The 26,962-nt window shown below is 63.5% G+C and carries 17 protein-coding genes; 1 reads left to right on the forward strand and 16 read right to left on the reverse strand.

All coding sequences use genetic code 11. The features are described from left to right. The first annotated feature begins 177 nt into the window (after nucleotides 1-177). On the forward strand, nucleotides 178-1,089 hold the full coding sequence (locus ACP8ML_RS01030) for a glycosyltransferase (RefSeq protein ID WP_346723498.1): 912 nt from the start codon (nucleotides 178-180) through the stop codon (nucleotides 1,087-1,089). 28 nt (nucleotides 1,090-1,117) lie between these two features. On the opposite strand, the gene ACP8ML_RS01035 is transcribed toward ACP8ML_RS01030, so the two are convergent. The 16 genes from ACP8ML_RS01035 to ACP8ML_RS01110 form a co-directional block, all read right to left on the reverse strand. Next, nucleotides 1,118-2,074: a glycosyltransferase family 2 protein gene (locus ACP8ML_RS01035; RefSeq protein ID WP_171048495.1), complete on the reverse strand. Its 957-nt coding sequence runs from the start codon at nucleotides 2,072-2,074 to the stop codon at nucleotides 1,118-1,120. After that, a complete protein-coding gene (locus tag ACP8ML_RS01040) occupies nucleotides 2,071-3,387 on the reverse strand; it encodes a rhamnosyltransferase WsaF family glycosyltransferase (protein ID WP_171048494.1) in 1,317 nt (438 codons plus the stop codon). Before ACP8ML_RS01040 ends, ACP8ML_RS01035 begins: the two co-directional genes overlap by 4 nt. After that, complete coding sequence (locus ACP8ML_RS01045; RefSeq protein ID WP_171048493.1) at nucleotides 3,380-4,354, reverse strand: glycosyltransferase family 2 protein; 975 nt, start codon at nucleotides 4,352-4,354, stop codon at nucleotides 3,380-3,382. Before ACP8ML_RS01045 ends, ACP8ML_RS01040 begins: the two co-directional genes overlap by 8 nt. A gap of 105 nt (nucleotides 4,355-4,459) precedes the next feature. Then, a complete protein-coding gene (locus ACP8ML_RS01050; RefSeq protein WP_117188139.1) occupies nucleotides 4,460-6,595 on the reverse strand; it encodes a glycosyltransferase family 4 protein in 2,136 nt (711 codons plus the stop codon). Beyond that, entirely contained in the window at nucleotides 6,592-7,635 is a 1,044-nt protein-coding gene (locus ACP8ML_RS01055; RefSeq protein WP_065673045.1) for a glycosyltransferase family 4 protein, read from the reverse strand. Before ACP8ML_RS01055 ends, ACP8ML_RS01050 begins: the two co-directional genes overlap by 4 nt. Then, nucleotides 7,635-9,899: an N-acetylneuraminate synthase family protein gene (locus ACP8ML_RS01060; protein WP_117188137.1), complete on the reverse strand. Its 2,265-nt coding sequence runs from the start codon at nucleotides 9,897-9,899 to the stop codon at nucleotides 7,635-7,637. The genes ACP8ML_RS01055 and ACP8ML_RS01060 overlap by 1 nt, the downstream gene beginning before the upstream one ends. Nucleotides 9,900-9,934: 35 nt before the next feature. After that, a complete protein-coding gene (locus ACP8ML_RS01065) occupies nucleotides 9,935-10,618 on the reverse strand; it encodes an acylneuraminate cytidylyltransferase family protein (RefSeq protein ID WP_117188135.1) in 684 nt (227 codons plus the stop codon). After that, on the reverse strand, nucleotides 10,615-11,700 hold the full coding sequence (locus tag ACP8ML_RS01070; protein WP_249361138.1) for an NAD-dependent epimerase/dehydratase family protein: 1,086 nt from the start codon (nucleotides 11,698-11,700) through the stop codon (nucleotides 10,615-10,617). Before ACP8ML_RS01070 ends, ACP8ML_RS01065 begins: the two co-directional genes overlap by 4 nt. Then, nucleotides 11,685-12,179, reverse strand: a complete 495-nt coding sequence (locus tag ACP8ML_RS01075; protein ID WP_117188125.1) for a VanZ family protein — start codon at nucleotides 12,177-12,179, stop codon at nucleotides 11,685-11,687. Before ACP8ML_RS01075 ends, ACP8ML_RS01070 begins: the two co-directional genes overlap by 16 nt. After that, nucleotides 12,179-13,549: a sugar transferase gene (locus tag ACP8ML_RS01080; protein WP_486702990.1), complete on the reverse strand. Its 1,371-nt coding sequence runs from the start codon at nucleotides 13,547-13,549 to the stop codon at nucleotides 12,179-12,181. Before ACP8ML_RS01080 ends, ACP8ML_RS01075 begins: the two co-directional genes overlap by 1 nt. Before the next feature lie 236 nt (nucleotides 13,550-13,785). Then, nucleotides 13,786-15,510 carry a malto-oligosyltrehalose trehalohydrolase gene (gene treZ / locus ACP8ML_RS01085; RefSeq protein WP_117188123.1) on the reverse strand — a complete coding sequence of 575 codons (1,725 nt, stop codon included), beginning with the start codon at nucleotides 15,508-15,510 and terminating at the stop codon, nucleotides 13,786-13,788. Beyond that, complete coding sequence (gene treY / locus ACP8ML_RS01090) at nucleotides 15,510-18,044, reverse strand: malto-oligosyltrehalose synthase (RefSeq protein ID WP_065673051.1); 2,535 nt, start codon at nucleotides 18,042-18,044, stop codon at nucleotides 15,510-15,512. Before treY ends, treZ begins: the two co-directional genes overlap by 1 nt. A 72-nt stretch (nucleotides 18,045-18,116) precedes the next feature. After that, nucleotides 18,117-19,079: a phosphotransferase family protein gene (locus ACP8ML_RS01095; protein WP_065673052.1), complete on the reverse strand. Its 963-nt coding sequence runs from the start codon at nucleotides 19,077-19,079 to the stop codon at nucleotides 18,117-18,119. 184 nt (nucleotides 19,080-19,263) lie between these two features. After that, nucleotides 19,264-19,935, reverse strand: a complete 672-nt coding sequence (locus ACP8ML_RS01100; protein ID WP_117188121.1) for a hypothetical protein — start codon at nucleotides 19,933-19,935, stop codon at nucleotides 19,264-19,266. Between the two features lie 48 nt (nucleotides 19,936-19,983). Beyond that, nucleotides 19,984-20,673, reverse strand: coding sequence for a hypothetical protein (locus ACP8ML_RS01105; protein ID WP_081302601.1), 690 nt, complete (start codon nucleotides 20,671-20,673; stop codon nucleotides 19,984-19,986). Further along, nucleotides 20,663-25,696, reverse strand: coding sequence for a DUF6531 domain-containing protein (locus tag ACP8ML_RS01110; protein ID WP_117188394.1), 5,034 nt, complete (start codon nucleotides 25,694-25,696; stop codon nucleotides 20,663-20,665). The genes ACP8ML_RS01105 and ACP8ML_RS01110 overlap by 11 nt, the downstream gene beginning before the upstream one ends. Nucleotides 25,697-26,962: the final 1,266 nt, after the last annotated feature.

A 26,962-nucleotide genomic window follows, 5' to 3' on the forward strand; every position in this document is an offset into this window, starting at 1 on the left:
GTTGCACTCGCTGCGTCCCAGCCCGGTGGCGAGGTCATCACAAATGTGCATGGCGTCGTCGTTCCACCGCCAGGGCAACGGTGCATCGTCGGACGGGTTGACCCACTCGGACGACTTGAGAACGGCATTCGCCGGCTAGACCCTGCGGTGCCCCCGCTGCGCTGGTTGCCGTGGCTGATGAGCGGCGAAGGCCGAGACCTCGTCAGCCAGGCCGACGTCATTGATCTCGAATGGCTGGAGTTCATACGCTTGGCACCGCTGCTGAAGCGTGTCAATCCGCACGCACGTGTCGTGGGGACCTTCCATGACGTCATGAGCCAGCTCTTCACTCGCCGGGCTGACGAGGCCTCGACACCAGCCGCAAGGCTTCGCTGGAAGGCCATCACGGCATGGACGAGATTGCAGGAACGAGCGGTTCTTCGCCATCTTGACGCAGTGGTCACCCTCAACGACAAGGACGCCGACCTGCTGAGGGAACTGGGGGCGACCGACGTGGAGGTCATCTGTCCTCCCCTTGGCGTCAATCACACTGCGCGTCGGCCGGAAACCCATGACGTTCTGGTGGTTGGCCACTTCGGCCGAGACGTCAACGTGGAGGGAGCCCAGTGGCTCGTCGAACACGTGTGGCCTCACGTGCGGGCAGCGGTTCCCGATGCCACCCTCACCCTGGCCGGGGGAGACCCTGATCGCAGGGTCAGCGCGCTCGCTTCGAGTGAGACGGGGATCCGCGCGACCGGATGGGTCGACGACCTTGACCCTCTCTACGCCCAGGCAGCGGTGGTGGCAGTACCTCTCCTCATGGGGTCGGGGGTCAAGTTCAAGACCATCGAGGCGATGTGCGCCGGAGTCCCGGTCGTATCGACGACCATCGGGGCCGAAGGTGTGTACCGGTTCCAGGACTTCGGCCTCGTCGCCGGCGATCCGAAGGAGTTCGCGCGTGGGCTGATTGACGCCCTCAGGCACCACGACACCAGCGAGGAGAGGGCCGCCGCGGGCCGCCTCGTCTCCCTCGACCACTACTCGTGGGATTCCTTCCAGCGCAAGGTGGTGTCGGTCTTTCATCCGCAGAGGCACTCCGACGCGCAATGACGATCGGGCGGTGGGAACTGCCCGTCCGCTATCCGCGAGGCTTGCGTGGACGACTCGTGACACGGCTGGGGTGTGGCAGCCCGACACCCATCATCGCCGCGTACAGCGGGGAGGTCCGATAGCCGGTGTGGGGAGCCAGCCGTTTCGCGACGGCTGCCCGGCCCCTCATCGGCATGCCGGCTTTCCAAGACCTCATGAGGAGTTCCCAGAGTCGGGCGCGGATCCTCGCGTCGTGCTCGGGCCGCAGGCCTTCGGCATTGAGCAGCACCCGGGTCAGTGCATCGAGGAATCGCGGATTGCCCGACTCGAACTCCTGGTGCCCCAACGACGACTCCAACTCTCGGAACACGACGAGGGGCTCGTCAATCGACTCGAACTTCCACCGGGCCCCGAGGCGAGCCCACATGTCGAGGTCCTCGAAGAAGATCTGCGGATCGTAACCTCCGATCCGTTTGACGTAGTCGGTGCGAACCATCGCGGAGGGGGCCGGAATCCAGGGCGACTCGAGGACGGTGAGGAAGACGTCCCCGACCCGGTCGGCGCGAGGCGGCCACCCATAGGACTCGCTGAACCGTTCGGGCAGGCGCTCCCCGTTGCCGTCCTCGCGCCACGCATCGCAGTAGACGACGGCGTGATCGTCGGGGAGACTCTCGAACAGTTCGAGTTGTCGTTCGAGCCGCGTCGGCATCATGTAGTCGTCGGCTGACAGGTACGCGTAATACTTCGTCTCCACCATGTCGAGGGCCTCGTTCAGCGTCCGGCACAGGCCGACATTGAAACGGTGCGGAACGACGGTGACGCTCAGGTCCGAGGACTCCGCGAACTGCTCGGCCATCCGAACCGACGAGTCGGAGGAGCGATCGTCGAGGACGATGACTCGGTGGGGGCGCACGGTCTGGCTCTCGATGGACTCGAGGCACTGGGAGATGTAGTCCTCGTGGTTGTACGACACCACGATCACGGTGACGAGGTCTCCGAGGGTCACGTCAGCACCTCCGCGAGTTTCGCGACAGCGGGTGTGAGCGTCTCGTTCCACGACGTCGGGATGTGGCCTTGGGCGGCTCCGCCAGCCTTCTCGTCGGCAGTCATGCGTGCGCACTCGACCAGTCGGTCGGCCAGAGCCTCGGGCGTGGGCGCAGCCAACCGTATGAGCCCGGAGTAGTGCGCGAGGTCGGTCTTCGTCTCCCACGAAGTCGTCACGACGGGGACCCCAGCCGTCGCGAATTCGAGGGTCGGATAGTTCGGGTGGGGTGCGAGCATGGGGGACAGACACATGTCATAGGTACCCAGCGAGGCGAAGTAGTCGCCGGGTGCCATCTTGCCGTGCCGGACGAGTGTGGTTCCGTTGCGGAATCTGACCTCGGGCACGTCCTTGCTGCCGGCACAGTGGACTTCCCAGTTGGCCATCTCCGGGTTTCCCAGGGCGAGGTCGATGGCAGCCAGGCCAGTACGGAAGAGGTTGCGTGCCACGCCGGGACGCGCATAGAAGAACAGCTTGGGAACTCTGTCGTTGCGCGGGGATCGGGACACGGATGGCAACTCCACCGCCGGTTCGAAGAAGCAGGAGTCCGAGGTGTCGAAATAGCCCTTCGTGGCGAAGAACTTCCTCAGTTCGGACGTGTTGAAGATGGGGACGAACTGACGGCTCAGGTAACTGGCTTCGGCAGCGACGAAATCGTCCGAGTTGCTGTAGAAGATGGGCTCGTAATCCTGGATGAGGTAAACGAACTTCCGATTCCTACCCATTTTCGACACGGCTACGGCGTCCCACCAAGCACTGACGACGACGATGTCGTCCTCGTGGAGAGGGAGGACGTCGTTCGTCCGGTCGCGGATGTCAACCGACGACACGTCCCCGTCGGCGACGGTGAGGCCCAGTGCTCGGAAGGTGTCGCGCGCGTGCGCGTTGTCAGCACCCATGGTCTGTGCGACGACCAGGGGCCGTCCCATGTATTCGGCCAAGGCCGCTGCCACGCGGAAGATGGTGGCCATGCCTCCGAATATGGCGCTCGTGTCCAAGGTGCCGAGGACGACGATCGACGGTTCTTTGCAGGCTGTGGCGTCAGAGATTCTGATCGGTCGGGTGAGACGGTTGCAGCCGTCGAGATACTGCTGTGCGGTGGGGCAGTCGAGCCCCTGCATCTGGTAATCGATCTTGTGCGTGAGCCCGCGTTGGGCCCGGGACATCTGGGACTGCGTGGTGCGGGCGGCAGTTTCGGCCACGGTGGCAGCCTTGCGAGCGGCACGCAGAGCGAACGTGGACAGCGACGTCATTCCATGTGCGATGTTCTCATTCATGCTGGGTGAACTCCTTCGGCCACGTCTGCCAATCCTGGACCGCAACGACGGCGAACTCTCCTTGCGGCTTGTACCCGAAGTCGAAGTCGACGTCCTGACGACCGAGGATGCAGTTCCATGTCTGCTCGACGCGCGTATCGATGGTGTCAGCCATCTGCCACCAGTAGCCGTCGATTCCCTCTCCGAGGTTCGTCATTCGAATCCTCTCGGCGCCCTGCTGGACCTTCCGTCGGAGCTGTTCCATCGACCGCCACGGGAAGTGTGCCATGTAGAGACCCGGCTCGCTGACGGGGAATCCGGGAAGGGCGACGTGATGGTTGCCGTCCTGGGCCTCGATGAGCGGGTGACTTCGATATGCGACTTGGGTGAGTGGGTGAGGTCTGACCTGCATCCGCCACGTGTCGGAATCGTCATCGGTGGGATAGAAATTGTGGATGGTCGCAGCGACGATGGGGTGGGTGTTTCGTGTGAAGAACTCCCGGAGGGACTCACCCGGTGCGAACCAGCGTTCGTCGGCGTCGAAGGGGATGATCCAGCGAGCCCCCGACAGCCAGGCCACCCGACTGAGCCAGGTCACCTTCGCCCCTTGGTAAAAGGGTTTGGTGGTGTCGCTCAAGACGGTGATCGGTAGGGTGCGGGACAGGTCGCGCAGGAGTTCGAACGTGCCGTCGTTCGACATGTTGTCGGCGATGAGGATGTGGTCGCACCCCTGGTCGAGATGGTGTCTGACGGTCGACTCGATGATGTCGACCTCGTTCAAGACCACCGAGACGGCCCACACCTGATCGCGTCGCCGCGGCCGGACGGGCGGCAACGTGCCCTTCATGCCACGAGCAACGGTCAGATCGCGTTCGCGCCGGTCCTTGTCCCTCCAATGCCCGAACACCCGGCGTGCCAGTTGCGCGTTTTGACGCACTGGTTCAGGTAATTGATTGACCACCGCAGTCCGTGCACTGCGCGGATTCATGGGCGCTCCTTCATGTCCGAAGCTCATTGAGGACTGTTCGTTCGTCGAGCCGAGACAGCATCGTCTGTGCTGCATGGTAGGCGGGAGGGATGACCGGAACACTGGTCACGTGGACGCCTTCATCGCACGTCGCACATCCTTGGAAAAGGTGTCCGGGGAGAACCTTTCGGCATGGTCGAGAACGGCGCGTTTCTCCACAGGGTTCTCGCGGAACGAGCGGACGGCCTGGACGACGGCGTCAGGAGTCGCAGAGTCGAAGAACTGTCCGGAGATGCCGTCGACGACGGTGTCCAGATACCCGCCCGCGTGCAGAGCCAGGCAGGGGGTTCCGAACGCGAAACCCTCGACGGGGGTCAAACCGAAATCCTCCTTGCTCGGCGCAATGACAGCAGCCGCGTGGGCGTAGGCCCACCGCAACTGGGCGTCACTGATGCCCTCGAAGAAGGATACGTTGGCCGGGGCGAGATCGTGCAATTCATCGCGCAATGGCCCTGACCCGACGACGACCAGATGCTCATCGGGCAGATCCACGAAGGCATTCAGCACGATGTCGACATTCTTGTAGGGCATGAGGCGGCTGACCACCAGGAAGAAGGAGGGATGATCCAGTCCCGGTAGTGGCTCCTGGGGGCCGGTGGGATCCAGGGAGTACGGCGGATGCACGACTGCTGCCTCGATCCCGTACACGTCACGGATACGGTCGCGAACCACGGTCGAGTTACACAGGTACTCGTCCGCGGACGCGGCGGCCCGGCGATCCCAACGTCGTAGCGGCGGGGTGAGGGCCTTGAGCACGATCCCCTTGGGTGAACGCCACCACTGGTCGCCCAAGTAGTCCTCTGCCAGGTAGAGGAATCGTGCGGGAGAGTGACAGTAGACGACCTTGCGGCATCCGGCAGGCGTCTTGACTCCGTGTGCGAACCCCGTTGTCGACACCAGCACGATGTCGGTTCCCTCCGGAACACAGGTGTGGTCGAAGGCCCAGTCATAGAGGGGGAGGCCGGCCCGGAAGTGGCGACGGAGCCATCCGATCCGGTTGAGCGGAGAGGTGATGACCTCATGAGTGGAGAACTCAGGGTAGGTGAGGTCCGATTCATACACCGATGTGATGATCGGGGCCTCCGGGAACATTCTGGCGAACTGGGTGACGACACGTTCTGCACCACCTCGTTGCGTGAGGTAGTCGTGGGCGATAGCGACGTGCGGGGCGCCCTGGTCGGGCTCCGGATCGACATCAGCCAGAATCTCCGCGAGTCGGGCGCGGCCGGCCTCGGGGGAGAAGTTCTCCTGCCAGCGGTCGTGAGCTGCGTCGAGGAGCTCCTCGTCGTAGCCTTCGGCAGCCCGTTCGATGGTATCGGCCAGGCTGACGGCGTCATCGGCTTTCGCGACGAAAGGGTGCTCAGCCCCGGCCACCTCCTGAAGGGCCCCGGCGTCGGTGATGACGAAGGGGCAGTGCGCCGACATCGCCTCGGAAACAACCAGTCCGAAGGGTTCAGGCCACACTGAGGGGAATACCGCGAGGTCAACTGAGGAGAAGAACTCGTTACGGTCCATCCAGCCACGGTGGTCGACGGCATCGCCCAGAGCCGCTATGCGGTTGGCGACACGGTCGGCATCGGCTGGGTCGACGAATCGGGGCTCACCGGCCAGCAGTAGCCTGAATCGCCCAGGGTGCCGGCGTTCCAATTCAGACATCGTCTCGCACAGTCGCGGGACCCCCTTGTCGGAGGACAACCGACCCAGGAACCCGACCGTCACGGTCGCTCCCGGCTCGGTGAAATCGCGAGTCCGGGCGGGCGGATTCCAGTTCCACATCACCCGCGAACCGGGGACTGCCGCGGCCATATATGCCGACGGGACCACGGTTGCCAGTGCGCCGCGACGGGCCGCCACGGCCAGGGCGCGCAGCTTGCCGGCAGGACGCTGATGCAGGTGGACGACCCGGTTCAGATGCCCCGAGGTGGCGAAAGCCGGTCGCAAGCCGTTGCACCACAGCAGACCCCTGCGCTCGGTGGCGTCCCAGCGCCGCAGGCTGGCCAGATATTTCGCGGTGGTGTCCCCATGGATGGCCATGACACGGAAGCCGCGTCGAAGGGCCTCCTCGACGACGTCCCCAGGGGTCTGCGGTGCGACGACGGTGACCTCACGACCGAGTTCGCGGGCCGCCTCGGCGATGGCCAGCATCATGACCTCACCGCCGCCCATGCTTCCCTGGTTGGAGGCGATGGTGAATGTGGTCATCCCACAACCTCTCGGTAGACCTCAGAGATGCCCTCCGTCATGCCCGCCACGGTGGGAATGGCATCGGTCAGGGCGGGGCGGTTGTCCAGGCGGAGTCCCTGCCGGATGGCCACTTCCGCCAGCGCTTCGACGTCATCGGCCTCGGCGATGCACCGGGGAGGAAGGATCTCGGGATTGCCGCCAACCGGGCTCGCGGCCACGCCCATTCCCTGCGCGAGGGCGTCGAGCAGGGTGTAGGAGCAGTTGTCCGACTTCGAGGGCTGCATGATGACGTCATGGCTGGCCATCGCCTCGTCCGGGTCGGCGAAGCCGGGGAAACTCACCTTGTCGTCGAGACCCAGACGGTGGGCCAGAGTCTTGAGGGAAGTGTCCTCCTCCCCGGTGCCGGCAACCGTCAGGGTCGCCTCCGGATGCTCACGGGTGATGTGCTCGAAGGCGCGAATCGTCGCGGAGATGTTCTTCTCCTTCGACAGCCGCGCCAGGGACAGCAGCCTCAGACCGGGCTCGCGGGACGGCAGGGTGGCGGGACGGTCGACACCGTTGAGTATGACCGTGATCGGTACCTTGATGTGCCACTGGCGACGCATCTCGCGTTCGGTGGCCGCGGACACCGCGATGACCCCGGAGAACCGGGTCAGCCGGAGACGGTGTGCAGTCTCCATGGCGACCGCCGAGGCGCGGTTCGAGTGGTACATGAATCGGTCGGTCGGGATGGTGTGCTCGGTGGATACGAGCTTGACTCCGGTGCCCACCGAGGCCATCGTTGCCAGAAAATCGGCCTTGGCCAGGTGGGAGTGGACGATGTCAGGCCCGAGTTGCTGAATCGTCGCGCGCAAGGATCGGACCGCGGTCCCGGTCTCGACGGGAAGGTCGACGACCTCGACGTCCATCTCCCGGAGCCTGTCGGCGAGAGGGCCGGAGGGGCATGAGACGACCATCCGCCAGCCGGGAATCCCGACCTGAGCGACGTCGAGGACATGTCGGGCCACCCCGGCGAGGCTGCTCACCGGGGACACCCACAGGGCGGTCGGTCGGTTCATCAAAACCACTGCTCCAGGCGCTCGAGGGCCGTCCAGAATCCCTCACCGTTGTTGACGTGGCCCTGCCAGATCTCCGGGATGAAGGTGACCTCGGGGGCCAGCTCGTCGAGCTGCCGTGCAGTCACCGGCCAGTCGATCTCGCCCTCACCGATCTGCGGGCCCTCGCCGTCGACCCCCTCGGCGTCGACGATGTGCAGGTGGTCGCTGAGCGGTGCCAGTTCGGCGATGTACCCGCTGAACGGGATCTTGTTGAAGTTGGCGGCCAACTTGGAGTGGGACAGGTCGAGGGTGAGACGACGTCCGTACTGGTTGCAGAACTCGACGGTGTCGTCGAGACCCATGAACAGGTTGTGGTGCTGCTGTCCACCCATGAGCCACGGGTAGGGCGGCAGGGTCTGCGAGGTCAGACGGACACCGTCCTCGTCGATGCGCTCGAGGGCCTGGGCGATCCGGGCGTACATGGCCGGACGCTCCTCGGGGGCCACGAAGGCGTCCTTGGTGAACCCGCCCATGGTGCAGATGACGACCGGGGGCTCCTCGGCGTCGAACCACGTGTCGAGGTCACGGGCGATCTGGATGACCTTCTGGACCTCGGCGATCGAGCGCTCCCAGATGTCCTCGTCGGGGGAGGCCAGGTTGATGATGAAGTCGCCGGCGTAGAGGTCGGGGCAGTGGACGGTGTAGGTCATCCCGTCGAACTTGCGGTGCTCGAAGGCCTCGGCGATCTGCTCGGCCGTCATCTCCACGTCCTTGTAGGACAGGTGGAACTCTAGGAAATTTGGGTTGGTCTCGGAGTGGGACAGCAGCTTGCGGGCGTCGTGGTAGCGCACCGGCAGGCCCCACGGGCGACGGAAGGTGTAGTTGCGACCCTGGGCGACGGCGTCGGTCAGGTCGGTGTCATAGAAGAAGTCACCGGCGTCGATGTCGCGACGCATGGTGCGACCGACCAGCTCGTCGAGGTGGTTGGGCTGCAGCCCGCGGCCTGGGGACTTGACGGCCACGGCGTCCCGGGTGATGACCTCGCCGTTGTGCAGGGCTCGGGTGGACACCAAGGACTTGGCGAGGTTGGCGCGGTTCATCATCTCGCCGGTCGACACCGCGCGGGCCTTGTCCGTGCCCAGGGCCAGCTCGACCTCACGGATGCGGTCGACCATCTCGGCGAACTCCTCGGGAAGCAGGGAGACCTGGTGGTCGTTGCCCTCCAGGGTCTTGTCGATGGTGAAGTGCTTCTCGATGATGTGGGCGCCACGGGCCACCGCTGCGATCGGCACGTGGTAGCCGCGTTCGTGACCGGAGTAACCGACCGGGCAGTTGCCCAGGGCGGCCAGGCGGTCCATGTAGCGCAGGTTGACGTCCTTGAAGGGAGCCGGGTAGGTCGACTGGCACTGCAGTAACGCGAACTGGGCACCGGCTCGACGCAGCACATCCACCGAACCGACGATCTCGTCCTCGGTCGACATGCCGGTCGAGACCAGCATCGGCAAGTGTTCGGCGGCGCAGGCCCGTAGCAGGGAGTGGTTTGTCATGTCAGCACTGGCGATCTTGAGGGCTGGGACGCCGTAGTCGCCCAGCACTGTGAGACTGGGGAGGTCCCACGGCGTGCAGAAAGCGTCAATGTCGACGGCCTTGCAGTGATCGAGGACGTCGATCATCTGCTCAGGGTTCAGAGAGAACTTGGCCAGCAGGTTGAGGGTGTACTGGGCGCCGAGGTCCTCGCCGGCGGTGGCACCCCCGGCCTGACGGTAGAGGGCGTCCATGTCGCGCAACTGGAACTTGACGGCGTCGGCCCCGGCCTCCTTGGCGAGGTCGACGAGGTGCTTGGCCAACGTGACGTCGCCCTGGTGGTTGTTGCCGATCTCGGCGATGAGTAAGGAGGGGTGCCCCTCGCCGATGGTGTGACGACCGATGGTCATTTCGACGGCGCCCTCGGTCGCGACGGCCGCCAGGTGGCCACGCTCGTCGACCAGCGGGATGACCTCGATACCCGGGCGGAAGAGGCCGGAGATGGCGGAGACGTCGGCACCGAGATGGGCACGCACGCAGGCGCGATTGGCGGCCACCTGCACCGGCGTCGTCAGGTCGCCAGCCTGGTCGGAGGTGATCCAGCGGCGGAAGTCGCCGTCGGAGAAGGACCCAGTGAGCATGCCGTGCTCGTCGACACAGAAGACGATGCCTGATTTGTTGTCGGTGATCTTCGTCAGCGCGGAGAGAACGGTGTCCTCGTCGAAGACGGTGAAGGGGGTCGTCTGGCGGTTGATGATCATGGGATGAGGGGGCCTCTTCCTGGGATGTGGATCGTTCAGCGAGACAGCCGGGAGAGTTCGGCGGCTGCGATGTCGAAGTCGTGCGGGGAGTCGATGTCGATTCCCTCGATGGGATCCATCACGAACAACTCGATCTGGCCGCCGAGACGATTGTGATCACGCTGGTAGATCTCGGTCCTGGTCAGGTACAGCGACCCGGTCTCGCGGTAACGCAGTTGGTCAGGGGTCATGTCCTGGCGTCGGGGGCGGTTCTCGTACGGGTAGTGGGCGACGACCCTCGGCTCCTTCTGCCAGATGAAGATCGGTTCGGGGACCACACCGACCATGGAGTCGGCGCCAGAGGCCGCGAACTCCTCCAGGGCGCGTCCCATGGTGGTGGGCAGGCGCAGCGGGGAGGTCGCTTGCAGCAGCATCACCTGGTCAGGGCGTCGTCCCTGCTCGGTGAGGACGTCGGTGGCGTGCTCGACGACGGGTTCAGTGGCTGTGGTGTCCTGGGCCAGTGCATCAGGACGCTCGATCACTCCGGCACCCGCCTTGCGGGAGACCGCTGCGATCTCGGCATCCTCGGTGGACACGTAGACGTCCAGGCCAGGTGTGGCCAGGGCCTGTTCGATGGTCCACACCAGCAGGGGCTTGCCGGCAAGATCCTTGAGATTCTTGCGCGGAATCCCCTTCGACCCGCCCCGGGCCGGGATGATGGCAAGGGTGCTCGGGCTCATCGGTCCTCCTGAGAGTTGCTCGTCATGCCGTGCTGGCTCAGTTCGTCGAGGGCATCGTCCCAGGCTGAGGCCTTCGCCCCGGGCTTGTCCCAGCCGGCGACGATGAAATCCTTGACGGCGTCGGGGGTCGACCAGCTCGGCTGGGGGACGCCCAGACCTTTGGAAAGCGACATGTCGGCGCAAGCATGATCAATGTCCCCGGCGCGCACCACGTCGACGTGGGTGATGCCGGCCTCGCGACGAACAGGGGCGCCGTCGATGCAGTACTGGGCCAGCTCGGTGAGAGTGGTGCGCACACCGGAACCGGCGTTGAGGATCTGGGGAGACCCCAGTTCCGGCGGGTTCTTGACGGACCACACGATCATCCGGGCAAGGTCGTCGACGTGAATGAAGTCACGGGTCTGGGTGCCGTCTCCGTAGACCGTGATCGGACGGTCCTCCTTGAGCATCGCCAGCCATGCCGCCAACACCCCGGTGTATGGGTTGTGGAGCGCCTGGCCGGGGCCGATGACGTTCTGCGGACGGTAAATCGTCACCGGAACCCGGTCGGCGATCTCAGCCAGGATGTGCTCCCCCTCAGACTTCGTCTCGCCGTAGACGCTCACCGGGCAGTGGTCATCGGATTCGCGGGAGTCCTCGGGAACGGCGTCGGGGCTTGACGGGGTGCCGTACGCGATGGTCCCGTCGGGCAGGCGCCAGCGACCGCAACCGTAGACGGCGCGTGAACTCGTCATGATGACCGGGCAGCCCCACGTCAGCGCCGACTCGGCAGCCAGACTGGTGCCGTCCACATTGACCCGGCGGTAACGCTCCGTCTGGTACATCGACTGGGCGGTGCCGGTCTCGGCCGCCAGATGGATGATGAGGTCCGGTCGGTCCAGGCTGGCCCAGGTCTCGGGCTCGCAGACGTCCTTCTCGATGACCTGGCCGGGGAAACGCTCCCGGTCGGCGTCGATGTCGGTGTGAGTCTGCGGTTCGAGGATGTCGACGGCGACGAGTTCGTCATCAGGCAGACGACGAGCAACGCGCTGGCCGATGAAGCCGGCCCCTCCGGTAATGACGATCTTCACTGGTGTGTGCACCTCTCGGATGGTTCGCGGTGGGAACGGTTGGACGATGTGGGAGACCCCTGCCTGAGGTGATGGAAGCACGCCGCGATTCCAGCTCCCGCCCAGCCGCCAACAGCATTTTCGACGGCGTTGGAGATGAGAGGCCGACGGCCCAACTGAGGCAGGACGTATTGGGCCGATTCGGCACAGATACCAATGATCGTGGCGGCAATGCCCCACATCCACCAGCGCACTTTCGGCCAGCCGAGGCTGGCCAACAGCGTCAGAGGAAAGAGCATGAACACGTTGAGAGCGTGATCGCCGATCGTGGCAACCTGGTCGCCGGTGAGGGGGTGTGCCCCGATGGGTGTCACCCCACCAGTGAGGCGGTACCCGACGTTGAACTTGAAGGTCCCAATGCGTCGGCCCATTGGAATAACCGCCCCGACGGCGGCAGCGAGAAGGTAGAGCCACGTCAGGGCCCGCGCAACACGTTGCGTTCGGGTGACCATCAGTACGCTCCCGAACAGGTGAGCACCGCGCGGAAGGTCCTGATGAGGATGCTGGCGTCCTGCAGGATCGACCAATTATCCACGTAGTAGAGGTCGAGACGGACGGTGTCCTCCCAGGACAGATCGGACCGGCCGGACACCTGCCACAGGCCGGTCACGCCGGGGCGCACGTCGAGACGCCTACGCACGTGGGACTCGTAGGCGGTCACCTCGTTCTCCAGAGCCGGTCGCGGACCAACGAGGGACATGTCACCCCGCAGCACGTTGTAGAACTGTGGGATCTCGTCGATGGAGTAGCGGCGGTGAAACCTGCCGCATTTGGTGATGCGTGGGTCGTTCTTCATCTTGAACAAGACGCCGTCAGATTCGTTCTTGTCGGCCGACATCGTGGCCTTGATCTCGTCGGCATTGACGACCATCGAACGCAGTTTGTAGCACTCGAAGATCTCTCCCTTGCGTCCGACGCGGCGCTGCTTGTAAAAGACCGGACCACCATCCTCGTGCTTGATGGCGATGGCGGCGATGAGGAGGATCGGGGAGGTAACGATGAGAAGGAGGACGGAGCCGATGATGTCGAAAGCCCGTTTGAACCAACCTCCGGCCCGCTCCGCTTGCGGCTTCTCGATGTGAACCAGTGGCATGCCAGCGACCGGGCGGATCGTCATGCGTTGTGAGGAAATGTCCGACAGCGCGGGGACGATGATGAGTTCGGTGTCCTGGCCCTCCAGGGCACGCGCCAACCGGTTGAACTGGTAAGCCCGTGAGAAAGAACCTTCGACAAAGATGACGGCGGACGCCTTGGTGCGTTGTGCGACGGCGACGACGTCTCTCGGCTCGCCCAGCACCGGAACACTCACGATCGGGCAGCTCTCCTGTCCTCGGGTCAGGACACCGATGACGTCATACCCGAGCCACCGCTCACGTTGTAGGACCTTGTCCAGGTCGTCGATGTGGGCACAGTCTCCCGCGATGACGACGCTGCGGCGGAACCGCCCGCGGCGCCTCTCGTGGTGCAACCAGCGCCTCATGAAGAATCGTTCCAGTAACAGCGCCGGAATCCCGAAGAGGAACAGCAGGAAGTAGAAACCGCGGGAGAGTGGGTACATGAAGAGGTATGCCGAGACGCCGAGCAAAGCTGCGGTGATGGCGGACCCGGCCAGGACAGCGCGGTACTGGGCCATACCGGCATCGAGATACTTGGTGCGGTAAGCGCCGATGGCTCCTACGATCGCCAGCCAGGCCGCTGCGATGACTCCAGCGAGGGGGATGACATTGTTCCCGACGTCGGTGGCTGTTGGGAACACCGTCATTGATGTTCGTGCTCGTATCGCGACGACGAGGGCCACGCCGATGACGATGATGTCAGCCACGATGAGACGCGCGCGATATTGGCGAAGATGGTTCCAAGAGAGGCTTCGCCGGGGTTTCACGGGTGTCACGGAGGGGACCGACTCGTTCATGATGTCGATCACGGACTGGCCTCTCCTCGTGTTCTGGGCTGTGGGGGGCGGGGTGATCGTAAGGCGAACCGCTGATGGGTGTGACGGCGGCGTACGACTCCGCCGCGGCAGATTTTATCGCGTTTTGCGACAGCCCACCACTGGAACTAAGCGACGATGACGACGCAGCCGGGGCAGGTTAGGGTGATCCAAGTCTCGGTGACTTTCTGGTGACCCATTACCAATGTGGACGAGGGATTCTCGGGAAGGTCTGAAACGGTCACCGGAACCTCGCTCCGACTTGCGATGACGGTCACTCCAGGGCGTCTCATGACGACGGCGTCGGGGGACGGGGTCTCCATCGACGTGGAGCTCAGGTCATGGGAGCTCCGCTGGTGAAGTGACGAGCGAATGTCCAACAACGTCTGGTACCACGCAAGCATGTGTGCATGGTCAGGCTCACGTCGCTCGGCCCAGTTGAGTTGCGCAGATTTGAAGGTCGTGACCGATTGAGGGTCGGGAATCACTCCTTGCCAGCCCATCTTCTCGAATTCTTGACGCCGTCCGGTGGTCACCATCGGGCCGAGGTCAGGGCCGAGGTCGCTGAAGAAGGGGAACGGGGTGGACGCGGCCCACTCCTCGCCCATGAAGATCATCGGGGTGAACGGCCCGAGCAGGTACAGCGCAGCAGCTGCCGCCTGGATATTAGGGTCGGCCCCGTTGTGGCCCGGACGGTCCCCGGCAGCGCGGTTACCCACCTGGTCGTGGTCCTCGAAGAAACTCACGAACGATGCCGCGTCGTAGTGGGTGCTGTTGGGATCAACGGGAGCGCCCCAGTTTTGCTCTCGGAAGGACGACCATCCACCGTCGTGGACGAATACCTTGGTGAAGGCTTTGGCGAGGGTTTCGGCGGTCCCGAAATCGGAGTAGTAGCCGTCGGTCTCGCCGGTGAAGAACGCGTGCAGGGAGTGGTGGATGTCGTCGTCCCACTGCATCGTCATGCCGCGCGACCCCTCCGTGACGCCGACCGGTGTGACCATGTCGGGCTGGTTGAGGTCAGACTCGGCAATGAGGGTCAGCGGACGGCCGATCTGCGTGGACCATTCGGCGACCTTCGTGGACAGCTCGGCGAGGATGTGGGTCTCGGATCCGTCGACGAGGGCATGGACGGCATCCAGACGAAGCCCGTCGACCCCGTACTCCACCAGCCACTGGTGGGCATTGTCGATGACGAACTGACGGACGGGCTCGTTGCCGTCCCCGTCGAAATTCACCGCGTCGCCCCACGGGGTCGGGTGATGGTGATTGAAGTAGGGGCCGAACTCGGCCAGGTAGTTCCCCTCCGGTCCGAGGTGGTTGTAGACGACGTCGAGGATGACCCCGAGTCCCTTGGCATGGGCAGCGTCGATGAACTGCTGGAAGCTGGCCGGGCCGCCGTAGGTGTTCTGGGTGGCGTACAGATCCACCCCGTCGTATCCCCAGCCGCGAGTGCCGGGAATCTGGGCGACCGGCATGACCTCGACGGCCTCCACCCCGAGTTCGACGAGGTCGTCGAGGCGATCGATGGCGGCGGTGAAGGTGCCCTGCTCGGTGAAGGTGCCGATGTGCATCTCGTAGAGCACTCGTCCCTTGAGGTCTAAGCCGTCCCAGGGGGCTGGTTCGCGCGGGACGTACACCTGCGATGGCCCATGGACGCCTTCGGGTTGGTATCGACTGCGTGGATCCGGCAGGGGGTTACCCCCGTCCAGGACGAACTGATAGCGCTGGCCGTCCTCAACGGGTTGGGGGAGGGCCCACCACTCGCCGTCTCGGGTCATGTCGAGGAGATGTCCGTCGAGAAGGGTCTGGACCGTGGTTCGGTTGGGGGCCCAGACCGTCAACTGGCTGGTCATCACTTCTCCTTCCCGGTCAGCAATGCAACCGGTGCCTCGTCCAGCAGGTCAGCGAGTTTCACCATGCCGCCTTCAACCGTCTTTCCGGTGATGACATCGGTGAACGTGCCCTCGGGCAGCACGATCTGGTGGTCGGCCCAGCCGCCACGCCCCTCCAGAGCTCCAGCCAGGCGCGTGGCGACGGTGATGACCGTCGGGGGCTCATCGTCAATTCCGCGGGCGAAAGCGACCGCGTGGCCGGTGGTCGTCGCGACCGGGCGGTAGCTCGCATGCTCACCACGGAAGGCGTCGGCGTGGCGCCGGCGAACGTCCAGGGCCCGGTGGACCACCAGCAGCTTTTCGGCATCCAGACGATCCCCGTCAGCCACAGCGTCAAGGCCATTGGAAGTCACAGCCCTCAGCAGTCGAGCTGATCGGTGATGATCGACCGGGCGACGGTTATCCGGGTCCACCAAGGACAGATCGACGACCTCACAGCCCTGGTAGGTGTCGGGCACCCCAGGCATCGTCAACTGCACCAGAACGCGTCCAAGGATCGCCGCACGGACCGCCGTCTGAGTCGTCTCGGTGAATTCGTCGAGGGCCTCTGCCACTGACTCGTCACTCAGACAGAACTTAGCCAGATCCGTCAGCGCCGACTCGTAGTCCTCGTCAGGATCGGTCCATGTGGTGTGGGACTTGGCCTCGCGTACCGCCTTCGTCAGGTAGGAGACCAGCCTGTCCGCGCTGATCGGCTCGGAGCCAGCGGCGGTCCCGGGAAGCCGCCACGTCCCCGCCAGGGTCTGCCACAGCAAGTTGATCGTCGCCCCGTCGAGCAACTCCGAACGCTGGTCAGCGGTGACGCTCTCCAGGGCCGCAACCGTCTGCTCCCACTCGCGCGGGAACTCTGTCAGGCTGGCCAGGCGGGCGCGGACGTCGGTCGACCGCTTGGTGTCGTGGGTTGACAGGGTTGTCATCGTCGTCGGGAATTTCTCGCCCAGATTGGTCGCGAAGTCGTGGAAGTCATCGACCGAGATCCCGGCCAGTTCTGGGTCACAGCCCACCTCGTTGACCGCGGTGAAGCGGGTGTAGCGGTAGAAGGCGGTGTCCTCCTTGGCCTTGGCCATCACTGGCCCGCAGGTCTGGGCGAAACGGACCATGAACTCATCCCGGCTGGCTTGTGCCACCGGGTCACTCGAGGGCCCAAGGCGTCCGCACACCATGTCGACGATCAGTTCGAGGGTGTCGTGTTCCTCTTCCGGTAGCTCGATACGGGCCAGCTCGGCAGCCGTTTCGACGACCTTCACCTGGCCAGGTCCGGGTGCCCGGCCAGGCTCCAGGTAGGCGCGGTACCGATCCATCGCGACGAGGAGCTCGGTGATGGCCCTTGTCAGCTGACGACGGGTGTGGTCACGCAGCATGATGTCGGAGGCGCAAATGTCCATGGCAACATTGGCCAGCCGGTTGAGTTCGGTGACGAGCATGTCGTCAAGGATTTCCCGTTTGGCCGTGTTCAGCTCGGCGGGGAAGGATGCCCTCGAATCGTCGTCAGCGCAGATACGCTCGTAGAGCGTGCTCAGGGGTACCAGCCCGGCTGGGTCGATGAACAGCCCGTCAACGCGCAGCAAGGAGTCATAACCCGTTGTTCCTGCGCACGGAAGTTCGGCGGAGAGGGTCTCGGAGGGTTCCAGGATTTTCTCGACGACAACCCATGCGCCATCGGTGGCTCGTTGCAGATCCGCCAGGTATTTGCGTGGGTTGGCCAGACCGTCCGGGTGATCGATGCGGAACCCGTCGATGAGCCCGTCACGGTAGAGCTGCAGCAGTTTGGCATGGGAGGTGGCAAAAACGTCGTCATCCTCGACGCGGATAGCTGCCAGAGTGTCGACATTGAAGAAGCGGCGGTAGTTGAGCTCCTCGGTGGCGACCTTCCAGCTCGCCAGCCGGTACCACTGCTGGTCGAGCAGTTCGGCCAGCGGCATGGACTCGGTGCCGGGACGTACTGGGAAGACGTGGTCGTGATAGACGACGACGTCCTCGGGGTGGGTGGTGCCGTCCTGGTCCGGGATGTCCCGGGTCTCGACGTGGATGGTGCCGGCTGTCAGTTCCGTGCCGATGCGATCACCGAGGATGGCCATGAGGATCGACAGGGACTTCGAGACGTCGACGTCGAACCAGGTTGCGTACGGGGAGGAAGGGCCGTCGCGCAGCACACTCCACAGCGCCGAGTTGTGCCACAGCGGGGTCGGTACCGCCATGTGGTTCGGGACGACGTCGACGACGATGCCCAGTTCAGCCTGATGGGCCGTCTCGCAGAGTCGACGGAAGTCGTCCTCGCCACCGCATTCATGGGAGATGCGGGTGTGGTCCACGACGTCGTAGCCATGGGTGGAACCAGGTGCGGCCTGCAAAATGGGGGAGCAGAACAGATGGCTGACGCCCAGGGCGGCCAGGTGGTCGATCTGGCCGAGGGCGTCAGCGAAGGTGAAGTCCTCGTTGAACTGCAGACGGTACGTGGAGGCGGGTGCGGCGGACGGGGGCGTGGAAGTCGTCACATTCCCACCTTAAAACGGCTATCCGACAGGTCGGCGCCTTTCCGTGTTCTGAACTGCGGGGTTGTTCGCCGATCACGCGAGATGTTCGGAGGCCCACAGCCAGGCGCGCAACCTACTCGCTCGCTCGCGCTGGAACTCGCGAAGTTGCGGCATTCCAGCGGGGTCCGGCTTGCGGCATTCGCGTTCCGAAAGTCCCAGGACAGCGACGAGGAGGTCGACGATGGGTTCGGTGACAGGTTCGCCATGGGTGGACGGGGCGAACTCGGCTGCGACGCGCTTCACGAGGTCGTCGGCTCGATCCCACCGCGGGGCGTCGAGGGGATCGGTGTGAATGATGTCGATGATGAGGCTGGCGGCATCGACCCATGCCGGTCCGACGACGGCTTGGGACCAGTCGACGAGGACGGCCCCATCGCTGCGCAGCAGGACATTGTCGGAACGGACGGCGCCATGGATGATCGTGTCGCCGGACGCGTGATGGGCCAGCCTCTCGACTCGTCCCGCAAGGTCGGGCATCCGCTCTGCCAGCCACGGATCAAGGTCAGCCGGTGGGTTGTCCATGAAGGTGTCCCACACCGACCGATAGTTCTGCAGTCGTGCGGAGAACGGTTCCCACTGCTCGTGGAAACCGGCCGTCGACTCGGCCAGACGGGACAGTGCGGCCAAGGTGGGGGTGATGTCCTCGTCGGACCAGGGCAGTGCGGGATGGGGTCCCTCGATGTCGGAGGTCACCATGCCGACCCACCCGTCCACGTCGATGCGGCCGAGGAGGCGTGGGGATGGTGCAGCGTCGGGGAGCAGGGACAGCAGGGTGGCCTCGCGACGGTTGAGGCCGGGAATGTCCTCATTGATGGCGCAGTGACCAACCTTGACGAACGCGTGGGAACCGTCAGCGGTGACGACGCGCGATGCCACCCCAGGGGTGGTGCCGTGGGTTTGGAGGGTATCGACGGAGACTGGGGACCCGAGGATTTCAGCGACTCTGTGGTGAACTGAGCCGGGTAATTGATCCCAGCGGACTCGTGACGGTTTCATGGACGCCTCCTCATGACCCTGCCCCCTACGGTAGTTCACGGCGCGGTCGTTGTGGAGGTGACGGTACAGCTGCGTCGAGCGGTGGCAGCCAGCCGACAAAAACGACGACTGAGAAGGCACGGACATCAACCGAGGCCAGCGCGCGAGACGAATGAATCGCCACTGCGGCCCCGGTTGCCTCAGCTCAGTGTGCCCAGCCTTGCGCCGGTGGTCGGACGAGGGTGTTGAGCTGGGCCAACGCGTCAGGGTGCGTGGCGTAGTAGCTGGTGTGGTTGTCGTAGATGGCGGTCGCGAAGATGTTGCGCCAGTGTTGGGCCCAGTCGGGCCAGTCGGGGTGGTCGGGTGAGCCTTCGGGAAGGTCGATGGGTCGGGTGTGGAGAGTGACCAGAAGGTGGAGGACTGCCCGGTCGATGTCGTGAGCTCGATGGTTCACACGTACCCGGTGCCCCGACTCGTCGGTGATGACGTAGCAGTTGGGTGTGATGGCCAGCTTCGTGATGCGATGGGCGTCGATGGTGCGGCGGAGAGGGCCGATGCGGACGCCGATGGTGTCGTTGTCGATGTGGGTTCGATATAGCAGGCGGTAGAAGATCATGATGTAGCCGGGCAGGGTGACGGATAGTTGGCAGCAGATTGTGAGGATGGGATGGCTGATGGGTTTGGCAATAAAGTGCCATAAGAAGGGGGTGGTGATGATGGCGATGATGAGTCCCCATTTCAGCCATTTTCGTGAGGGGCGCAGGTGTTGGGGGCTGGCCGGGTCCTGGGCCGACGTGTCATCAGGGGTGGGAGTGCCAGGCTGGCCCCAGGATTGCGAGGCCCATGGGTGGGAGAAGGTGAGGGGTTCGGCGGTCATAGTGATCTTTTCTATGCAAGGCGGAGAGCCTGCTGTGTGACGAATCTGTTAATTATCGTAGTGGTCGGGTGGGCTGATGAGGGTGTTGAGGTGTGCGAGGTGTTGGGGGTGGGTGTCGTAGAAGTCGTAGTGGTCGAGCCATAGGTCGCCGGAGAGCATGTTGCGCCAGGTTTGGGCGTGGTTTTCCCAGTTGGGGTCGGTGATGTCGGCGTCGGGGAGTCGGAGTTTGCGGTGGTGGAGTTCTTCGAGGAGGCGTAGGTGGAATAGGGCGTAGTCGAATCGGTCGTATCCGATGTTGATTTTGGTTTTTCCGGCCCAGATTTTGTAGTGTTCTATGCCGATGTCGAGTCGGGTGATGTCGGTGAATCGGATTTTGCGGTGGAAGGGTCCGAATCGGGTCCAGACCTTGTCGTGGTCGACTCCGGGGTGGAGCCAGAGGCCTTGGGATAGGGGTATGTATGCTGCGGTGAGGGCTCCGATTGCGACGGCCCATCCGGAGAAGCTGTCTCGGATGCCGTCGCTGTTGTCGATCAGCATCGAAATGAATCCGCATGTGAGGCCGGCTGTCAGGGGTAGGAATACGGGGAGCATGAGGTAGGCGAGGGAGAAGACTCGGGGGTGGTGTGGGTTGTGGCTCATGCGGCGTTCCATGCGGGCGATGCCGTAGATGCCTTTTTCCTCGTATTGGAGGGGTGGGTTGTCCATGTCTGCTGCGAGGTAGCGGGGTTCAACGTTCATATTCATCGGCCTGTGTGGTGTAGGTGGGGGACGGTCCAGTTCTCGGCATGTGCACCGGAGAATCCGGCGTTGATGGACTCCCCAGCTGTTTCGGCGCCATTCGGAAGCTAATGTCTTCATGGTCCATCAGGCTTGACAGACAGTCTCTGGTGACGTTACCCGCTGCCGACCAGGCTGCCTCGCGGGACGCCTCCCTCAAATGCCGGGCGAACCGGTGAAGCTGAGGATGGGCGGCGGTAGACACTGTGCTTCGCGTGGGAACACTGAGACGTACAGCCAGCCGTGTGGAACCCGGCAGAAGAGCCGAAAAAGCGCTTGCTGTGTTAGCTGTCATGAGGCCGGTCATGGTGAACTTCTTGTGGTTGATGACAGAATCAGAAATATATTCTGCGCCAGATCCTAGTGGCTGTGCCACAAGATCTTCAATGAATTCATTGGAGATGTTTTCCGAGATGGCTTTACCCCAACCGTCTTCGACGGCCATTTTGAAAGCATGTTGAGCCTTCGATGCTCCGTTGAGTTGGGACCACAAACCGCTGCCTGCCTTTTGAATTTTTGCCTCGCTTGCAAAATTCGTCAAGGCTTTCTCGGTTGTCGTGGAGAGTTTCAACATCTGGGAATTGACAAAATTTCCGGCACCAGCGGTCGCCGCACCAGCGATAGCTCCGATAGCGGCTTGTTTACGCACGTCGACCCAGTTTACATCGCCGGTGGAATATTGTTCGATGGCCATGGTTGATCCTCCGCCGATCAAGGCGTCGCTGGATGCTGCTGCGAGGAGGGCGAATCCAGTACCAGCCCCGATGCCGGTGGCCGTCAACCCGATACCGAGGGCAATGGCAAGGACGCCTACGCCGAATCTCCAGGACAAGATGCGGTGTTTGTGGGTGGCCCACCAGTGCCTCACGGGGTGGGTGAGGCCTGCGAGTTGGTCATCTGTGACGGGATGGGTGCCAAGAGGGTCGGTGAGGGTAAGAGGGTTGTTGTTGGCGTAGTCGTAGGGATTGTTGGCCCATAGTGCTCCGGCGGGCGGAGTTTCAGGGTCGGGGGTCAGGAAGGTAGTGGTGGTGGGGTCGTAGAGGCGTGCTCCCCACCAGGGATGGCCATCAACGACCAGAGTGTTCCCGGCGAGTCTGATGGTGTCAGGGACTCCCTCGATTGCGGCGCTGACCGGTTGGTATGGGTCTTGGGGCTTGACGGGTGTGGTGGCTCGCCAGTGGTCGACCTCATCGACGGGTGTGGTGCCGAGGGTGCGGCCTGCTGGCAGGGCCAAGACGGGGTGGCCATCAATGGAGGTGGGAGCTCCGGTGACGAGGTCCCAGTCAACATGCACGTGCTGGTCCTGGGTAGCGACCCGGCTGGGATGTCCGAGTGCGTCGACGTGGGTTGAGACGGTGGCGGTGTCGGTGGTGACACCGGACAGCCAGCCCCTCGTGTCCCAGGAATATCGTCGATCACCGCTATCGCCTGTGGCGCTGGTGCGTCGTCCTGCCGTGTCGTAGCCGTAGTGCGTGGTAGCGGTGTCGCCATGTGCACAGGTGCGGGTGTCGATGAGACGGCCGTGAGCGTCCCAGCTGAATACCGTTTCGCACCGGGCAGCGCCTTCAGAAGTGGTGTGGCTCGTGAGCCGGCCGTAGACGTCATGGGTCCAGGCGTGATGGGTGCGAGGCCCGATTGCTGTCATCAGTGACCCCGCCTGGTTGCAGCTGTAGGACCACACGCCGTCGGGCGTATCCAGCCCGGTTACGCGTCCCTGGTCGTCGCGTGTGATGCGGGTCGTGCGCCCATCATGGGTGTATCTGCACAGCAGGCCGCTGTCGTGGTCCCAGTGGTCGTGGTGGCCGGGTGTGGTGATGTCGGTCAGGCGCCCTGCATCATCCCATGTCAACGTCGCGGTACCCAGTGTGGAATGAGTGATACGGGCTGGCAGTCCATCATCGTGGTAAGCATAGGAGACGCTGGTGTGGGTGTCGTCGGCCCGGACCAGACGACCTTCACGGTCCCAGTCCCAGTGGTGGTGGCTGATGACCTGGCCCTCGGCATCGGTGGTGGTGTGGTCGCAGATCAGCCCGCGTACATCGACGCCAATCAGGTGATGAAGCGGGGCTGCAGGGTCGGTGTGATCGGCAATGTGAAGTTGGCGGGCATCACAGTCCCACCACTTGCGAATGGAGACGCGCCCGTTGATCGTAACCGTTTCTGCCCCGTCGGTCATGGCATAGTTGGTGACGCCACCGTCTGGGTCGGTATGAGAGGCAAGGCGACCGGCCGAGTCCCAGGTGTAGCGATGGATTCCGCCAGCGGGATCGGTGGATTCGATGATCTGGTCGAGCTGGTTGTACCGGTAGGTAGAGATAGCGTCAGTGCCGGTGGTTGCTGTCACGAGGCGACCACGCTTGTCCCAGGTGTAGCGGTGGACCTGGCCAGCAGCATCAACAGCGCTGATGAGCCGTCCGGCCTGGTCGTAACGGAACGATCGTTTTCCGGCAACCGGATCCCACGTACGTATTGGCCGTCCACAGGTGTCATAGTCGGCGCTGAAGGTGACGCGGCCGCCGACTCGGGTCTCGGCGAGACGGCCGACAGGATCCCAAGTGTAAGTGGTATCCACCCCGGTTGGATCGACCACCTCAACGAGGCGAGAATCTGCGTCGTAGCGGTAGCAGGTGAGCGCGCCGGTCGGATCAGTGGTGCTCGCCAGACGCCCAGCCTCGTCATAAGAGTACTGCTCTTCCAACCCGGTGGGACTCGTGACAGCTGTTAGGTGCCCGGCCCGGTCGTAGCCGAACCGGATGTCCGCACCGAGAGAGTCAGTGAGCACGGCAGGCAGGCCTGCAGTGTTGTAGTCGATGCGGCTGGTGGCGCCGAACACATCAGTGGTTGAGACGACACGCCCGTAGTCGTCGACTCGAGTGGAGGCGATCACCCGACCGGCCGCGTTGGTGACCTGGGTGTGGTGATCGGTGGTGGCGGCGTGCAAACTTGCCCCCGTCGGGTCGGTCAGCGAGGCAAGCTCACCGGTGACGGTGTAGGAAGCGCGCCACGTGCCCCCGGCAGGATCGGTCCCCCCACACAACCGCGCCATCGCGTCGCGCAGGAATGCCCACCCTGCCCCATCCGGCAGTCCGATCCCTGTCAGGTCTCCGACCTCGTCATACGACAGGGTGGTCGTGGCGCCGGTGGGGTCGGTGATTGTGGTGATCTGGCCATCAGGACCCCACGTGTAGCAGGTGCGCCCACCATCGGGGGCTGTGGCCGTCTCGAGGTGCCCAGCGTCATCGTAGCTGTAAGACCAGCATGCCCCATCGGGGGCGATACGCTCGGTCAGGTGTCCAGCCTGGTCGTGGGCTGTCTGAGTGCGATATCCCAGTGGGGTAAGTATCTGGGTGACGTATCCGGCCAGGTCATGGCTGATGTGCCAGGTGGCGCCGACCCCGTTCGTTATGGCCGTGACCTGGCCATACTTGTCATAGTCGATACCGAGGCTGGTGTCCGTAGCATCGACGACTCTTCTCAATAGACCATGGCGCCACGTCATCGTCATTACGGTGCCGTGGGCATCAGCGAGACGTACCGGTGTGGGGTGGCTACCCTCGTAGCCGAGGCGCACCCGCAACTGACCGCCGCTTGAGACGGAGGTCAGCCGATCAGCTTCATCCCAGGTGTAATCGATGACCCCGCCTGTGGGCAGTGTGGTGTGGGCGCGATGGCCCCGTTCATCGTAGGCGTGACGGATCACTTTGCCTGCCCGATCCGTCGCCCCCACAAGATTGCCGTATCGGTCATACAGCATGGAGGTGCGCTGCCCGTCGGCATCAATGATTCCGACGGTACGGCCCCGCCCATCACTGATCCAGGTATTGCAATGATGACCCTGCCCGTCATCGGCAACCGTCACCCCACCCGGTAGGTATGTGAACCGTGTCAGATGTCCAGTCGCATCCAGCTGGGTGCGAATCCGCCCGAGGTCATCAAACGTGTTGACGCATTGAGCCGCCCCAGATGTATCGATGACCTGGGTCAGCAGCCAGCCATCCCATCGGTAACTGCAGACCCCGTCAGGGCGAGTCGCCTCTACCAATCGGCCATGGTTGTCATAGACATAGTCCACGCTGCGACCATCATTGGCCACAGCCTTGACCAGACGTCCCTGCTCGTAGAGCAAATCTATTGATCGGTCCCACTCGGAATGCAAAGCGGCAGCCACACCCTCATGGCGTTCAACCCAAACACCATCACTGGTGTCGGAGCCCGAACCTACCCAGGCGCCAGCAGCGGTGAAGACCCATTTCTCGCCGGCGTTGTTACCGACAATCCACACCGGCCCACTCACGCCTGCAGGTTGAGCCACAGCCACATCGGCGGCGTCGCTGCGCCACAGCCACACATTGTCCTGAACTGCCCGCCACGGCCCATTCTCGTCGCCGTGGCAGACATTGGCTCCGGCGACCTCGCCAGCGCTACCAGGAGTCAGAGAAAACACAATCTCGCGACCATCATCACGCACCCAGCGTGCCTGGTCATCGTCGACGAGCAGGCGCTGATCCAGGATTGTCGACCAGCCAGGCCCCAGCACCCCGCACTGGGCAGAGCCATCGTAGGTGGCTGCCAGCGTCGAGTTGTACATCCGGGACATCACGAGTCGCTGGCTCAGTCCCCCATACGCCAGATCTGTCTCAGGGAGGACGAAATTGCCGGTCGTCGAGTTCACTGGGTCTTCGATGTACCCGGTGGCAGGGTCGATTCCACCCAGGGTTGGCGAGGAGACCTGAACATCCGCTCGAGTCACACTTACCCCGGCCGCCTTCAAACCGGCCTCCAAAGCCACATCGGCTAGCTTCACGGCTCCCGAGCCTCCAGCAGCGGCGAACGCTCGCCCCACGGTCTCCAGCCACGCGACATCGGCATCGTTGAGGCTTATCCATTGCTGGTACTGGCTGAACAGGCCATCCACCGTCAACGATCCATACTGGCAACTGGCGCAAAACTGTTCATACAGAGTTTCTAGGGCTGACGCGGGCAGCAACCCCCGATTTGCTTCATGAATGAGGCGGGCCCCACTGGTCAAGTGCGTCGGAACCGCACTCGAGACACCCCCCGAGGGTCCACGCAGCCCCTGATCGGTGTGGCGCTGGCCTGTCTGAGGCGGGTTCACCCACCGAGGAGCGGGTGGATTTGGCTTCGGCAAAGGCGCAGTACCACCAGTCCCAAACATGAGGTGCTCTACTTTGCGTCCGGCTTCGGCAGCCGCGTCTTCGAGTGCATGCAGTCCATGCTTGAACCAGTTCTCATCGGCGTGGGCGGTCACGTAGTCACGCACTTGCTGCCGTCGCGCGTTCTCCTTGCGAGCCTCTTCAGCCAGGTACTCCACCTCCATGGCGGTCTGGTTGAATGCCTGTGTGAACTCGGCTGCGTCCGTCGAGCACACCTGCATGTTCCGTCGAAACAGGTGCGAGAAGAACCCGCGGAATTCGGTTGACGCCACAGACTCGGCGTGGCCACGTTCACTGTCGAGGACGGTCACCTTGCCTGCAGCGGCGCGGAGCTTGGTCGCGAATTCGGCCGCTACCCCAAAGTCGAAGGTGACAGGATTCTGGTAGTCACCCAGATCACTCGTATCAGACACGGAAACCTCACACTACCGACGCACTACGTTTGGGAAATAATCCCGCGCCTCAAACCCTGGACGGCGCGGATGTAACAATCGTCACTCAAAAGTTTGAAAAGTTTACCGTGACGCCATGTGACGGTTGCATAGCGTGGCATCACTGTGCACAGAAACGAGACAATAGTACGGAGAATGGTGGCGAGATGACGTATCATCTCGCCACCGGGTGAAAGTATCCTTACTGGCCGCCACCAGCAGTGAAAATGTCCGTTGCGATTTTCTGCAGGTTTGCCCGCAGCTGCTCCAGTTCAGCCTTCGCCTTCTCCAAAGCGCTCCGGGTCTCAGGCCACACCTGGCCGCGGAACTGGAAGGGACGCGCCTATATCAAGCTGGGTGAAGAGGACATCACCCCAATCCAGACGGCCCTGGTACCTGGTGTGAGTGGGGCTAGTGGTTCTCAAGATCTCCATGTGGATCCGATGGTTTTGGGAAACACTCCTGAGGAGCACGCCATCCGGTCCAATGGCGGCGAGGCTAGTGACATGGATGTCCTCATCCGATGGATCGGCGAGGCCAATGACAAACTCGGATTCGGTTCGGCACGTAGGGTGTGGCCTGAGCCGCTTTCCGACCATGTCGAACTCGCCCTGGAACATTATCGTCCCGCGAGCCATCGGGGAC

This window comes from Cutibacterium sp. LaCa_255, assembly GCF_057458005.1.